At 65.8% G+C, this 14,196-nt stretch carries 12 protein-coding genes; 7 read left to right on the top strand and 5 right to left on the bottom strand.

Going from position 1 to position 14,196, the window contains the following annotated elements; translation table 11 throughout:
- Window positions 1-83: 83 nt before the first annotated feature.
- The 3 genes from ACODS4_RS17800 to ACODS4_RS17790 all read left to right on the top strand — a co-directional run bounded on the left by ACODS4_RS17800 (window position 84) and on the right by ACODS4_RS17790 (window position 3,988).
- Entirely contained in the window at window positions 84-2,594 is a 2,511-nt protein-coding gene (locus ACODS4_RS17800; protein ID WP_488866001.1) for a cation:proton antiporter, read from the top strand.
- Window positions 2,595-2,615: 21 nt separating this feature from the next.
- Window positions 2,616-3,500, top strand: a complete 885-nt coding sequence (locus tag ACODS4_RS17795; protein ID WP_488865999.1) for a DMT family transporter — start codon at window positions 2,616-2,618, stop codon at window positions 3,498-3,500.
- A gap of 101 nt (window positions 3,501-3,601) precedes the next feature.
- The gene (locus ACODS4_RS17790) at window positions 3,602-3,988 is read left to right on the top strand and encodes a hypothetical protein (protein WP_488865997.1); all 387 of its coding nucleotides are present in this window, start codon (window positions 3,602-3,604) and stop codon (window positions 3,986-3,988) included.
- A gap of 24 nt (window positions 3,989-4,012) precedes the next feature.
- Here the strand turns inward: ACODS4_RS17790 and ACODS4_RS17785 are convergent, their stop codons facing one another.
- Window positions 4,013-4,975 (bottom strand): LysR family transcriptional regulator, encoded by a 963-nt coding sequence (locus tag ACODS4_RS17785; RefSeq protein ID WP_488865995.1) that lies wholly within the window; start codon window positions 4,973-4,975, stop codon window positions 4,013-4,015.
- A 139-nt stretch (window positions 4,976-5,114) separates the two neighbouring features.
- Between ACODS4_RS17785 and wrbA the strand changes: the two genes are divergently transcribed.
- The gene (wrbA, locus tag ACODS4_RS17780; RefSeq protein ID WP_488865993.1) at window positions 5,115-5,717 is read left to right on the top strand and encodes an NAD(P)H:quinone oxidoreductase; all 603 of its coding nucleotides are present in this window, start codon (window positions 5,115-5,117) and stop codon (window positions 5,715-5,717) included.
- 16 nt (window positions 5,718-5,733) lie between these two features.
- Here wrbA and ACODS4_RS17775 read toward each other — a convergent pair whose 3' ends face one another.
- Window positions 5,734-6,651: a LysR family transcriptional regulator gene (locus tag ACODS4_RS17775; RefSeq protein WP_488865991.1), complete on the bottom strand. Its 918-nt coding sequence runs from the start codon at window positions 6,649-6,651 to the stop codon at window positions 5,734-5,736.
- 105 nt (window positions 6,652-6,756) lie between these two features.
- Between ACODS4_RS17775 and ACODS4_RS17770 the strand changes: the two genes are divergently transcribed.
- On the top strand, window positions 6,757-7,998 hold the full coding sequence (locus tag ACODS4_RS17770) for an MFS transporter (RefSeq protein WP_488865989.1): 1,242 nt from the start codon (window positions 6,757-6,759) through the stop codon (window positions 7,996-7,998).
- Window positions 7,999-8,010: 12 nt separating this feature from the next.
- Here the strand turns inward: ACODS4_RS17770 and ACODS4_RS17765 are convergent, their stop codons facing one another.
- The 3 genes from ACODS4_RS17765 to ACODS4_RS17755 are packed head-to-tail and all read right to left on the bottom strand — an operon-like array spanning window position 8,011 to window position 10,403.
- A complete protein-coding gene (locus ACODS4_RS17765; protein ID WP_488865987.1) occupies window positions 8,011-8,295 on the bottom strand; it encodes a hypothetical protein in 285 nt (94 codons plus the stop codon).
- Window positions 8,296-8,329: 34 nt separating this feature from the next.
- Window positions 8,330-8,908, bottom strand: a complete 579-nt coding sequence (locus tag ACODS4_RS17760; RefSeq protein ID WP_488865985.1) for a Panacea domain-containing protein — start codon at window positions 8,906-8,908, stop codon at window positions 8,330-8,332.
- 52 nt (window positions 8,909-8,960) lie between these two features.
- The gene (locus ACODS4_RS17755) at window positions 8,961-10,403 is read right to left on the bottom strand and encodes a helix-turn-helix domain-containing protein (RefSeq protein ID WP_488865983.1); all 1,443 of its coding nucleotides are present in this window, start codon (window positions 10,401-10,403) and stop codon (window positions 8,961-8,963) included.
- A gap of 219 nt (window positions 10,404-10,622) precedes the next feature.
- Between ACODS4_RS17755 and ACODS4_RS17750 the strand changes: the two genes are divergently transcribed.
- Window positions 10,623-12,155 (top strand): acyl-CoA carboxylase subunit beta, encoded by a 1,533-nt coding sequence (locus tag ACODS4_RS17750; RefSeq protein WP_488865981.1) that lies wholly within the window; start codon window positions 10,623-10,625, stop codon window positions 12,153-12,155.
- An 11-nt stretch (window positions 12,156-12,166) separates the two neighbouring features.
- Window positions 12,167-14,167, top strand: coding sequence for an acetyl-CoA carboxylase biotin carboxylase subunit (locus ACODS4_RS17745; protein ID WP_488865979.1), 2,001 nt, complete (start codon window positions 12,167-12,169; stop codon window positions 14,165-14,167).
- The last annotated feature ends 29 nt before the right edge of the window (window positions 14,168-14,196 follow it).

The following is a 14,196-nucleotide window of genomic DNA, read 5'->3' as shown; positions in this document are numbered from 1 at the left end:
GGGCGGGACGGCTTGGCCTTGCTCCGGCCATAAGTGGGCGATACCGTGCAGCCCCACGGTCGCAGATGGCGCAGCAAGGATCCATGCACGACATCGTCATTCATGTACTTGGCGTCGCCGGACTTCTGGCCCTGGTCAGCTTCCTGCCGCCGCTGGCGGCGCGCTTCCAGGTTCCCTTCACCGTGCTGCTGGCGGCGGTCGGGGTGGCGTTGGGGGCGGTCATCCAGACCTTCGCCGGAATGCCGGGCGCCGGGCCGTTCCATGATTTTCTGAACTCGCTGGCCGAGCTGGACATCTCGTCCGAAGTGCTGCTGCACATCTTCTTGCCGATCTTGTTGTTTGAAACCGCCTTGGCGGTCGACGTCCGGCGGTTGTTCGACGACATCGCGCCGATTCTGCTGATGGCGGTGGTCGCGGTGTTCGTCTGCACCTTCGCCGTCGGCTACGCGGTCAGCCTGTTCACCTCGTTGGGGTTGGTGTCCTGTCTGCTGTTGGGATCCATCGTCGCCAGCACCGATCCGGCGGCGGTCATCGGCATCTTTCGCGATCTGGGCGCGCCGCGCCGCCTGACCACGCTGGTCGAGGGCGAAAGCCTGTTGAACGACGCGGCGGCCATCGCGCTGTTCACGCTGCTGCTGGGGATGTTGACGCGCAAGGCCGACGGCGGCGCGATGGCGGCGACCGTGGAGTTTTTGCGCGATTTCGCGGGCGGGGTCGTCGTCGGCTATGTCTGCGGGCGGGTTGTCTGCATGCTGGTGGAGCCGGTGCGCAACCAGCCGATGGCGGAAATCACCCTGACGGTGGCCCAAACCTATCTCGCCTATGTGTTGGCGGAGCACTATGTCGGGGCGTCGGGCGTCGTCGCCGTCGTCACCTCGGCGCTGGTCATCAGTTCGGTGGGGCGGACGCGCATTTCTCCGACAACCTGGGGGGCGTTGGAGCATGTCTGGCGCCAGTTGGGGTTCTGGGCCAACTCCATGATCTTTCTGCTGACCGCCATTCTGGTGCCGCGTTTGATGGCGCAGGCCGGGTTGGAGGAGGTCGGGTTGGTGTTGGTCGTCACCGTCGCCGCCTTCGCCGCGCGCGGGCTGGTGCTGTTCGGCCTGCTGCCGCTGTTTTCCTGGGCCGGGCTGTCGCAACGGGTCAGCCATTCCTACAAGGCGGTGATGCTGTGGGGGGGCTTGCGCGGGGCGGTGTCGCTGACGCTGGCGCTGGCCGTGACCGAGAATGTCCGGGTGCCGGAGCGGGTGCAGAGCTTCATCGCCGTGCTGGTGACGGGCTTTGTCTTCGTCACGCTGTTCGTCAATGGGGCGACGCTGCGGCCTTTGATCCATCTGTTGAAGCTGGACCGCCTAAGCCCGGTGGAGCGCGCCATGCGCAACCGGGCGCTGGCGCTGTCGATGGACAACATCCGCGACCGGGTGAGCGCCGTCGCCCGCACCTATGAGGTGGACGCCGCCGTCACCGACGTGATGCTGACGCGCTACGCCGATCGTTTGCAGGCCATCGACCTGGAACGGCAGAAGGAAGCGCCGCTGCGCGACGAGGACCGCGTCACCATCGGGCTGGTCATCCTGGTGAACCGGGAGGAGGAGCTGTATTACGCCCACTTCTCCGAAGGGGTGGTGTCGCGCGCGGTGATGGACATGCTGGCCGGGCGGTCCGGGCGGCTGCTGGACGCGGTGAAGACGCAAGGCCGCAACGGCTATCGCGCCTTTGAGGAGCCGTTCATCGCCTTTTCGGTGTGGATGCGCGGGGCGAGCTGGCTGCAACGGCGCTTTGGGATTCACGCCCCGCTGGCCCGCCGCCTGTCGATGCGGTTCGAGGTGCTGGTCGCCGTCCGCACCGTGCTGCGCGAATTGCTGGCCTTCACCCGCGACAAGCTGGCCCGTTTGCTGGGCGAGGACGTGGCGTTCGAGCTGGAAGGGATGCTGGTTGGCCGTTTGGGCATCGTCGAACAGGCGCTGTCGGCGATGAAGCTGCAATACCCCGATTACGCCATGGTCCTGCAAGGCCGCTACGTCGGTCGCGCCGCCTTGCGGCTGGAGCACGCCGATTATCAGGCCATGCGCGCCGAATCCATCATCAGCCAGGAGGTCTTGAGCGACCTGGAGCGGGAGCTGGACGTGCGCCGCCGGGCGTTGGAGCGGTTGCCGCAGTTGGACGTGCGGTTCGACGTGGCTGAGTTGATCCGCCGGGTGCCGCTGTTCACCGGGCTGCCGGAGGAGCGGGTGTCCACCATCGCCACGCTGCTGCGCGCCCGTTTGGCCCTGCCGGGGGAAACCATCGTGCGGCGCGGCGAGCGGGGCGACGCCATGTTCTTCGTCGCCTCCGGCGCGGTGGAGGTGCTGGTTCCCAATCTGGCCGAGCCGGTGAAGCTGGGCACCGGCGATTTCTTTGGCGAGATGGCGCTGTTGACCCGCCAACGGCGCAATGCAGACGTGCGCGCCATGGGCTATTGCCAATTGTTGGTGTTGGATGAGAAGGATTTCCGCCGTCTGGTGCAGAAGGATCCGAATCTCCGGTCCCATTTCCAGGCGGTCGCCGAGGCGCGCCGACAACAACCGGCGCAACCCGCCCCGGCGGTGAGTTGACGACGGGACGCGAGAGCCGCCATGACCACGACGACGACCCAGGACAACCCCGGCTGGGTGCGTCTGGCCCCCGCCCTGTTCGTTCTGCTGTGGAGCACCGGCTTCATCGGCGCCAAATACGGGCTGCCCTACGCCGAGCCGCTGACCTTTCTGCTGTGGCGTCTGGGGCTGGTCTCGTTGATTCTGGCCCTGGTGGCGCTGGCGACCCGCGCGCCCTGGCCGCAGAGTTGGCGGGCGGCGGGCCGCATCGCGCTGGCCGGGCTGCTGGTCCATGGCGTCTATCTCAGCGGCGTGTTCCTGGCCATCGCCCATGGGCTTCCGGCGGGCGTCACCGCCTTGGTCGTCGGCATCCAGCCCTTGTTGATCGCCGCCCTGTCCGGCCCGCTGCTGGGCGAGCGCGTGACCGGGCGGCAATGGGTCGGGCTGCTGCTGGGGCTGGTCGGGGTCGGGCTGGTGGTGCGTGAGAAATTTTCCATCGACGCCGATCATCTGGTCGGCATGGGCTACGCCGTCATGGCGTTGATCGGCATCACCTTTGGCACGCTGTACCAGAAGCGGCACGGCGCGGCGATGGATCTGCGCAGCGGCACGGCCATCCAATACGCCGCCACCGCCCTGGCGCTGGCCGTGCTGGCCCCGCTGTGCGAAACCATGACCATCCAATGGACCGGCGAGTTCCTGTTCGCCCTGCTGTGGTTGGGCTTCGTGTTGTCGGTGGGCGCCATCTTCCTGCTGTTCGGCCTGATCCGCCGGGGGGCCGCCGCGCGGGTCGCCAGCCTGTTCTATCTGACCCCGCCGGTGACGGCGCTGGTCGCCTGGGCGATGTTCGACGAGCGGCTGGGGCTGGTCGCGCTGGCCGGAATGGCGGTCGCGGTGGCGGGGGTGGCTTTGGTCAACCGTGCATAACGGCGGATTGCCAGACGGCGGCGCACGGATTATGCTTTGAGGATCGTGCAATCCGGGCGGGGCCTTGGCCTGTCCCGCCTGAGACGAACGGAACGAACCGCATGACCGCACTAGACCTTTCCCTGGACGACAGCCAGACGCTGCAAGCCATCGGCATTCTGGCCGACGTGCTGGACGGGGTGGATGGGCCGGGCGGCCTGGACACGGTTCTGGTCTCCAAAGCGTTGCGGCAGGTGATCGCCACCAAATCGCAACCGGCGTTCGAGTTCGCGTCCCGCGCCTTCAACACGTTGGATCCGGCGGTGCGCCGTCAGGTCGCCAGCACCGCCGACGTCGCCGCCCACAGCGCGGTCGAACTGCGGGCGCGGGTCGGCGGCTTTCTGTCCACCGCGCCGAAAAAGCCGGTCCCGCAAGGGCCGGTGGTCAGCCAGCAACCCAGCCTCATCACCGCGCTCAATCTGCGCTCGCGCCGTCGCTCCACCCCGTAACGCTCCGCAGCGCGACGGGCTGGGTCAGCTTGGCTCGAAGAGTTCGATGTCGCGTTCGGCGTCCGGCTGCAAGGTTTCCAGCAGCGCGCAATCCCAATAGGGCCGTTGGCCGAAGCGTTGGACCAGGAAGTCCACGAAGACGCGCACCTTCGGCGACAAATGGCGGTTTTGCGGATAGACCGCGTTGACGCTGGCCTCGGCGATCATGCAGTCGCTCAGAAAGGCGCGCAAGGCGCCGGACGACAGGGCGTCGCCGCACAGGAAGGTTGGCGACAGCACGATTCCCACCCCGGCGATGGCGGCGTCGCGCAGCAGGTCGCCGTTGTTGCCGCGCATCGGGCCGGACACCCGCACGCCGCGCACCTCGCCATCGACCTTGAAATGCCAGACGTCGGGTGTGGGCAGATTGGTGTAAATCAGGCAACGATGGTTGCTGAGATCCTCGGGCGTCTGCGGCGTGCCGTGCTGTTCCAGATAGGCCGGGCTGGCGCAGACCACGGCGCGGGCCGGGGCCAAGCGCCGGGCGATCAGGGAACTGTCGCGCAGCCGACCGATGCGGATCGCCAGATCATACCCTTCGTCCACCAGATCGACGAAGCGGTCGTTCAGTTCCAGATCGATCTCGATCAACGGGTAGCGATTCAGGAATTCGGCGACGGCGGGGGCCAGATGACGCACGCCGAAGGACACCGGGGCGTTGACCCGCAAGCGTCCGCGCGGCGCGGCGTGCAGGTCGGCGACCGCCTGCTCCGCCTCCTCCAGATCGGCGAGGATGCGGGCGCAGCGCTCGTAATAGGCCTGTCCGACTTCCGTCAGGCTCAGCTTGCGGGTGGTGCGGTTGAGCAGCCGGGCGCCCAGCCGGTTTTCCAGCTCGCCAATGCGGCGGGACACCACGGATTTCGACAGATTCAGTCGATCCGCAGCGGCGGTGAAGCTTTTGGTGTCCACCACCTTGATGAAGGCGAGCATGTCGTCGAGTCGGTCCATGGCATTGTTCTACACCTAGAAACAATGATGTGCCAAGAACCTCCATTACCAGAATCGGCCCAGCGGACTATCTCTATGGAACCGCGACCGCCGGGGCGTGCATCGGCGGTGTTCGCGCCAACCATGGGGAGTGCTGACGATGGCCAAGGTTCTGGTGCTTTATTACAGCAGTTGGGGGCATGTCTCGACGATGGCGCAGGCGGTGGCCGACGGCGCTCGCTCCGTCGCTGGAACCGAGGTGACGGTCAAGCGGGTTCCCGAATTGGTGCCGGAGGCCGTGCGCCAGAACGCCCATTACAAGGACGAAAGCGACGTCCCCGTCGCCACGGTGGACGAGCTGGCGACCTACGACGCCATCATCTTCGGCACGCCGACGCGCTTCGGCAACATGGCCTCGCAGATGAAGAACTTCCTGGATCAGACCGGCGGTCTGTGGATGAAGGGGGCGTTGGTCGGCAAGGTCGGCAGCGTCTTCACCGCGACCGGCACCCAGCATGGCGGGCAGGAAAGCACGATCCTCAGCACCCACATCGTGCTGTTGCACCAGGGCATGGTGATCGTCGGTCTGCCCTACGCCTTCCAAGGCCAGATGGGCGTGTCGGAAGTCATGGGCAACTCGCCCTACGGCGCCAGCACCATCGCGGGCGGCGACGGTTCGCGTCAGCCGAGCGCGGTGGAGTTGGACGGCGCCCGCTATCAGGGCCGCCACGTCGCCGAGATCGCGACCAAGCTGCACGGCTGACGCCGGGGTTTTGACGTCATCGCTGAGATTCGGGTTTGGTCTGGGGCGCGGTCGTCGCGTCCTGGGCCAACGCCCGTTTCAGCGTCGCGATGAACACGCGCAGCTTGGGCAGAATCAGCCGGGCGGGCGGGTAGACGGCCCAGATCGGCAACTCCTCCAACGTCGCGTCGCTCAGGACCACGGGGACCAGACGTCCGGCTTGCAAATCCTCTCGCGCGTTCCAGGTGGCCAGCAGGGTGATCCCCGCGCCGCCAAGGCAGGCCTCGTGCAGCCCCTCGATGCTGCTGGCGGAGAAACGGCCCTGCACGCGCACCCGGCGTTCCCGCCCGTCCACCTGGAAGGGCCAGTGGGTGGCCCCGCTCAGCAGCAGGCAATCATGGTCGGCCAAATCCTCGATCCGGGTCGGCGTCCCGCGTTCGGCGAGGTAGGCGGGGGCGGCGCACAGAACCCGTGGGCCGTCGGCCAGCCTTTGCGCGATCAGGCTGTTGTCGCGCAGATGGGCGATGCGGATGGCCAGATCGGCGCCGCTGGCCACCACATCGACCACCCGGTCGGTGAAATCCAGATCAATCCGCAAATCGGGATTGGCCCGCAGCAGGCCGGGCACGAGCGGCGCCACGATCTTCCGGCCAAAGGCGGTGGACACCGACACCCGCAGCAGGCCCGACGCCCCCGCCGCCGCCGCGCGCAGATTGGCGCGTCCCGCCGCTTCGCTTTCGACCAGCGCCTGGGCGTAGGGCAGGAAGGCCTCCCCCTCCGGCGTCAAGGACAGGGAGCGGGTGGTGCGGTGCATCAGGGTGACGCCCAAATCACGCTCCAACGCCGCCAGACGGCGGGTGGCGATCATCGGGGTGACGCCCAGCCGCCGCGCCGCCGCCGACAGGCTGCCCGCCGCCGCCGCCGTCACCAGAACCGCCACCGCGTCCGTGTCCATTCCATCGCCTTTTGATAAACCGGCCTATCAAACACACCATCTACAACGTTTTTCGATAAGCTGCCACAGTGCGGCCACGACGCCTTCCACCGAAAGACCCGACCGATGACTCCGCCCCTGGCCGCCGCCCCACCGCAAGCCCCTTCCGCTGACGCGCAAGCCCCGCTGGGTCGTGGGCTGACCTTCGCCATGGCCGCCGCCTGCGGCGTCGCCGTGGCGAACATTTATTACAACCAGCCGATGCTGGCGGAGATCCAGCGGAGTTTCGCGGGGCAGACGGCCACCGGCCTGATTCCAACCGCCACCCAGCTTGGCTACGCGGCGGGCTTGTTCCTGCTGGTGCCGTTGGGCGATCTGATGGACCGGCGGCGCTTGATCGTGGCGCAATTCCTGTGCATCGCGCTGGCGCTGGTTCTGGCCGCCTCCGCCCCGACCGCCGCGCTGTTGCTGCTGGCTTCGGTGCTGGTCGGGGCCAACGCGGCGGTGGCGCAGCAGATCGTTCCCTTCGCGGCGGCGCTGGCCAGCCCGGAGCGGCGGGGTAGGGTCATCGGCACGGTGATGGCGGGCCTGCTCTGCGGCATCCTGTTCAGCCGGACGCTGGCCGGGTTCGTCGCCACCCACGCCGGGTGGCGGGCGATGTTCTGGGTGGGCGTGCCGTTGGCGCTGCTGGGGGCGCTGTCGATGGCGCTCGCCCTGCCGCGTCGCGCCGCCCCGGCGTCCGGGCTGCGCTATGGCGCGGCGTTGGCCTCGCTGCGGCATCTGTGGCGGGAGGAGCCGACCTTGCGCCGCGCCACCCTGACGCAATCGGCGCTGTTCGGCGGCTTTTCCGCCTTTTGGACCATTCTGGCTTTGCATCTGGAGGAACCGGCCTTCGGTTTGGGGGCCGACGCCGCCGGGCTGTTCGGGGTCGTCGGGGCCATCGGGGTGTTCGCCGCGCCCATCGCCGGACGTCTGGCCGACCGGCGCGGGCCGCATCGGGTCATCCTGTCAGGCGCGGCGTTGGTGCTGGCGTCCTGGTTGATCTTCGGCTTGTGGAACAGCCTCATCGGGCTGGTGGTTGGGGTGATCGTGCTGGATCTCGGCATGCAGAGCGCGCTGATCTCCAACCAGCACGTCGTCTACGCCCTGCGCCCGGAGGCCCGCAGCCGGTTGAACACGCTGTTCATGACCGGCATGTTCCTGGGCGGCGCCTTTGGTTCGGCGGGGGCGACGGTCGCCTGGAACAACGGCGGCTGGTGGGCGGTGAGCCTGTTCGGCGTCGCCCTGGCCTCGGTCGCGCTTGGCGCGCAAATTCTCGGCCATCGGGAGCGGCGGGCGAAGAGCGATCTGGCCGCCGAGACGCCGTGACCGGGCGCTCGCTCAGAAGGGAAGAGCGCGCAGTCGGATCAGGTACAAGCCGGTGTCGTCGTAGCGGTAGAGCACCACCAGCCCCGGAGCCTTGATTGCAGGATCCGGGGCTATTTTGGCCATGCGATTGTTGGGATCGACAGGAACGCCGTCTTCTGGAGCCAGAGCGATCCGATGGCGCAAACCAGAAAACACGGGCTGGAACTTATCAAATTGCAAGCTTGCTTGCCGACAATCCTCATCGAACTGTGTGGTGGATTTCACCCAGCGCACACCGATTTGACCGAAAATTCCCATCGTTGACGCTCAAAATCCTGTGGCCTGATGGAATTCAGGATGCGGGCCGCATCAAGAGATCAAGCTCTCGCGCAGCGTCGGCGGTGAAAGCCGCGTCTGCCCAATCCAGGTCCTGCTGCGATGGTTCCACCAATTCAAGTGCGAACACGGTTTCCAAAGGAATGACCTCGCGATCTGGCGTGATCTCCCAAATTCGACTGTGACTCAGATCGCTGATTGAGCTGGCGGTGTGATTGTAGCAGATGGCGGAAATCATGGAATCAACCGTGCTGATTTCCTCAGCGGTGAAACCGGAAATATCGGGATCTCGGGTGGCAAAGAAGCGCCGCTGGATTTTGTTGTAGTGCGGCATCGCCTTCTCAGCCACAGCGCCGCTCATTTTCAGACGGGTTAGCGCGTCTTCGGCGTGAATGGCCCAAGGGCCGCGCGGCATCTTGATGTAAGTTTCCCCGGCGATGGAGCGTTGGCGGCTGGCAAACAGGGCAAGGTCGGAAAACCACAAAACCTTGTGCAGCTTGGTCGCGCCAAGATCCGATGGATTTTCCACCCTGTTCACAATGTACAGGACCAGCGCGTCCAGTTTGGCGCTGTCAAACTCGGCGGTCTGGGTCATCTGTCGCCTCCATTCCTGAACGCGAGGATAGGCTTGCGCCCATATGGGCGCATCATTTTTCTGCCGCCTGATCGAACAGGTAAGGCACGAAGCTGCGGTGGTGTTCGTTCACCCGCAATTCGCTGCCAATGGGGGGGAAGGCGCGTTGTTGGCAGTCGGTGCGTTCGCACAGGCGGCAGTTGACGCCGATGGGGACGGCGGCCTTCAGATCGGCGGTGTTGATGCCGGCGGCGTAGACCAGTTCGGCGGCGTGGCTGGTCTCGCAGCCCAAGCCGACGGCGAATTGCCGGGAGGGTTTCAGATAGGCCCCGCCGCGTTTGGTGACGGTGCGGGCGATGCTGATGTAGGTGGTGTGGTCGGGCATTTCGGCGAACTGCACCAGGATCTTGCCGGGCTGGGCGAAGGCCTCGTGGACGTTCCACAGCGGGCAGGCGCCGCCGAAGCGGGCGAAGTGGAAGCGGGTCGCCGAATGGCGTTTGGTGATGTTCCCGGCCATGTCCACCCGGACGAAGTAAAAGGGCAGGCCGCGCGCGCCCGGCCGTTGCAGGGTGGAGAGCCGGTGGCAGACCTGCTCGAAACTGGCGGAAAAGCGGCTTTGCAATTGCTCGATGTCGTGGCGCAGGGCGCGGGCCTGGGCGGCGAAGGCGCGGTAGGGCATAACCAGCGCGCCCGCGAAGTAATTCGCCAGACCGACGCGGCAGACCGAGCGGGCGTCCTCGCTGGAGAATTTCGCCTGCTCGACCAGTTGGTCGATGACGTCGCCATAGCCCAGCAGGGCGATCTGGTTGGCCATGTGAAAGGCCCGGCTTGGCCCGTTCAGCAGGGCGGACAGGCGCAGGGTGCCGGTTGAGGCGTCGTAGCTGCGCATGGCGGTGTCGCCCGCCTCGTCGGCGACGATCTTCACCCGCACGTCGTGGCGGCGTTTCAGATAGGCGGCCAACTCGTTCAGCAGAAAGCCGGAGTGGATCTTCTCGTCGTTCCACAGCTTTTCCGCCGCCTCGTCCAGCGGGCCGATGTAGTTGTTGCAATAGTGGAAATAGTCCCGCACCTCCTCATAGGGGAATTGCGGCCCGGCGAAGCTGTCGCCCTGCTCCTGGTTCGACAGGCTGTCGGCCAGCGAATGCACCCGTTCGTGCAGTTTTTGATAGGCTTGGTGCAGGCTGAGCACCCGGCGGGCCAATTCGGGGCTGGATCCCACCGCGCTGCGCAACTCCGCCGCCGTCAGCGGCGCCCCGGCGAACAAGGGGTCGGCCAACGCCTCGCGCAAATCGGCGACGAGGCGGCTGTCCTCATCCTCCAAAAAGGCGGACAGTTCAACCTCGAACACGGCGGAGATTTTCATCAACACCGGCAGGGTCAGCGGGCGTTGGTTGTTCTCCAACTGGTTGAGATAGCTGGGGGACAGATCCAGCGCCTTGGCCAGCGTCGCCTGAGTCAGCCCGCGCTGCTCCCGCAACCGGCGCAGCTTGTAGCCAAGGAATAATTTCTTTTGCATACGTGTGATTCTCCGGCCTTGGAAAACCGCCATTCTTCGCAAGTGTGGCAAAATTAAAGCCTGTTTTGCAAAGACATTCGCAACTTCACACGTTTTTGCGAAGAGCGTGTTTGAACCCATGCGAAGTTTGTGAATAATCCGCGTCGATCCGGTGAGGGAACGCGTCTGCCGCAACCGGGGCGGACAATCAGGACGCGACGACAGGATTGGGAACGCCCGATGCAAGACATTCTGGCCAAGTTGGAGTCCATGCGCGCCGGCGCGCGGCTGGGCGGCGGTGAAAAGCGCGTCGCCGGGCAGCACGCCAAGGGCAAACTGACCGCGCGCGAACGCATCGACCTCTTCCTGGACGAAGGGTCGTTCGAGGAGTTCGACATGTTCGTCGAACACCGCTGCATCGATTTCGGCATGGAAAGCCAGAAGGTTCCCGGCGACGGCGTCGTCACCGGCCACGGCACGGTGAACGGTCGTTTGGTCTTCGTCTTCAGCCAGGATTTCACCGTGTTCGGCGGCTCGCTGTCCGAAGCCCATGCGGAGAAGATCTGCAAGATCATGGACCAGGCGCTGAAGGTCGGCGCCCCGGTCATCGGTCTGAACGACAGCGGCGGCGCGCGCATCCAAGAGGGCGTCGCCTCGCTCGGCGGTTACGCCGAGGTGTTCCAGCGCAACGTCGACGCCTCGGGCGTCATCCCGCAAATCTCCCTCATCATGGGGCCGTGCGCGGGCGGCGCGGTCTACTCCCCGGCCATGACCGACTTCATCTTCATGGTGAAGGACAGCTCCTACATGTTCGTCACCGGCCCCGACGTGGTGAAGACCGTCACCCACGAGGTCGTGACCGCCGAAGAGCTGGGCGGCGCCGTCACCCATTCCACCAAGTCGGGCGTGGCCGATCTGGCCTTTGAAAACGACGTGGAGGCGCTGCTGCAACTGCGCCGCTTCGTCGATTTCCTGCCCTCCTCCAACCGCGAGAAGGCCCCGGTCCGCCCCTGCGCCGACCCGCTGGACCGCGAGGATTTCTCGCTCGACACGCTGGTGCCGGAGAACCCCAACAAGCCCTACGACATGAAGGAGTTGATCCTCAAGATCGTGGACGAGGGCGATTTCTTCGAGCTTCAGCCGGAATACGCCAAGAACATCCTGATCGGCTTTGGCCGGATGAACGGCTCGACCGTCGGCGTCGTCGCCAACCAGCCGATGGTTCTGGCGGGTTGCCTGGACATCGACAGCTCCAAGAAGGCCGCGCGTTTCGTGCGCTTCTGCGACGCCTTTGAAATTCCGATCCTGACCTTGGTGGACGTCCCCGGCTTCATGCCCGGCACCAGCCAGGAATACAACGGCATCATCAAGCATGGCGCCAAGCTGCTGTACGCGTACGCCGAAGCCACCGTGCCGAAGGTGACGGTCATCACCCGCAAGGCGTACGGCGGCGCGTACGACGTGATGTCGTCCAAGCATCTGCGCGGCGACATCAACTATGCGTGGCCGACGGCGGAAATCGCCGTCATGGGGTCGAAGGGCGCGGTCGAGATCATCTTCCGGGGCGACATCGGCGACGCCGAGAAGATTGAGGCGCGCACCGAAGAGTACCGCCAGAAATTCGCCAATCCCTTCGTGGCGGCCTCGCGCGGCTACATCGACGACGTCATCATGCCGCACGGCACGCGCCGCCGCGTCGTCCGGGCGCTGTCCATGCTGAAAAACAAGCAGCTCCAGAACCCCTGGCGCAAGCACGACAACATTCCGCTGTGAGGGCTGGCCGCATGTTTGAGAAAATTCTCATCGCCAACCGTGGCGAAATCGCTTGCCGCGTCATCCGCACGGCGCGTCGTTTGGGCATCAAGACGGTGGCGGTCTATTCCGACGCCGACAAGAACGCCCTGCATGTCGAGATGGCCGACGAGGCCGTTCACATCGGCCCGCCCGCCTCGGCGCAGAGCTATCTGCTGATCGACAAGATCATCGACGCCTGCAAGAAGACCGGCGCGCAGGCCGTCCACCCCGGTTACGGCTTTCTGTCGGAAAAGCCCGCCTTCCAGGAGGCGTTGGCCGCCGCCGGGATCGCCTTCATCGGCCCGGACGCCCACGCCATGCGGGCGATGGGCGACAAGATCGAATCGAAGAAGCTGGCCAAGGCGGCGGGCGTCTCCACCGTTCCCGGCTATCTCGGCGTCATCGCGGATGACGACGAGGCGGTGAAGATCGCCCGCGAGATCGGCTATCCCGTCATGATTAAGGCGTCGGCGGGCGGCGGCGGCAAGGGCATGCGCGTGGCCTGGAACGACGAGGAGGCGCGCGAGGGCTTCCGGTCGGCCACCAACGAGGCGCGCTCCAGCTTCGCCGACGACCGCGTGTTCGTCGAAAAATACATCCAGCAGCCGCGCCACATCGAAATTCAGCTTCTGTCGGACGGCCAGGGCACGTCCCTGTATCTGGGCGAGCGTGAATGCTCGATCCAGCGTCGTCACCAGAAGGTGATTGAAGAAGCCCCCAGCCCGTTCCTGGACGCCGCCACCCGCAAGGCGATGGGCGAACAGGCCGTCGCGCTGGCCGACGCCGTGCAGTACAAGTCGGCGGGCACCGTTGAATTCATCGTCGATGGCGACCGCAATTTCTACTTCCTGGAGATGAACACCCGTCTTCAGGTCGAACACCCGGTCACGGAACTCATCACCGGCTTCGATCTGGTCGAGCTGATGATCCGCGTCGCGGCGGGCGAGAAGCTGACGATCAAGCAGGAGGACGTCCGTCTGCATGGCTGGGCCATCGAGGCGCGCGTCTACGCGGAGGATCCCTTCCGCAACTTCCTGCCCTCCACCGGCCGTCTGTCGCATTACCGGCCGCCGTCGGACGATCCGCATGTGCGGGTTGACACCGGCGTGTTCGAGGGCGGCGAGATCTCGATGTTCTACGACCCGATGATCGCCAAGCTCTGCACCTGGGGATCAACGCGCGACGCGGCGATTGGCCGGATGCGCGAGGCGCTCGACCAGTATTACATCCGAGGCGTCAGCCACAACATCCCGTTCCTGGCCTCGCTGATGGCGAACCAGCGCTTCGTCGATGGCCGTCTGACCACCAACTTCATCGCCGAAGAATACCCGAACGGCTTCCACGCCTCCGATCTGCCGCCCGAAGACCCGGCGGTGCTGGTGGCGGTCGCGGCGGTCATCCACCGCAGCCTGAACGACCGCGACATCCAGATCTCCGGCAAGATGGCGGGCAACACCGTCAAGGTGCGCGACGATTGGGTGGTGGTGCTGGACGGAACGCCGCACCCGGTCCATCTGCACCCCGCCGACGGCAGCCCGCAGCGCGTCGGTTACACGGTGGACATCGCCGGCAAACACCACACGGTGTGGAGCGACTGGCGGATCGGCGAGCCGCTGTTCCGTGGCACGGTGAACGGCGAGCATGTCTGCATCCAGGTTGACCGCGTTGGCGTCGGCTACCGCCTGCACCATTCCGGCGCGCAGGCGATGGTCAAGGTGCTGACGCCGAACGCCGCCCGTCTCGACGCGCTGATGCCGGTGAAGGCGCCGCCGGACATGTCCAAATTCCTGCTGTCGCCGATGCCGGGCCTGCTGGTCTCGCTGGCGGTGACGGAAGGGCAGGAGATCAAGGCGGGCGAAGTGCTGGCCGTGGTCGAGGCGATGAAGATGGAAAACATCCTGCGCGCCGCCCAGGATGGCACGGTCGCGAAAATCCACGCAGCCCCGGGCGGCAGCCTGGCGGTCGATCAAAAGATCGTGGAATTCGCGTAACTGGGGTTGGAAACGCCCTGCACCGACCC

The organism is Azospirillum sp. FG154 (assembly GCF_057809575.1).
The sequence above is the reverse complement of the archived record's forward strand: the minus strand, read 5'-3'. Positions and strand labels throughout refer to the sequence as shown.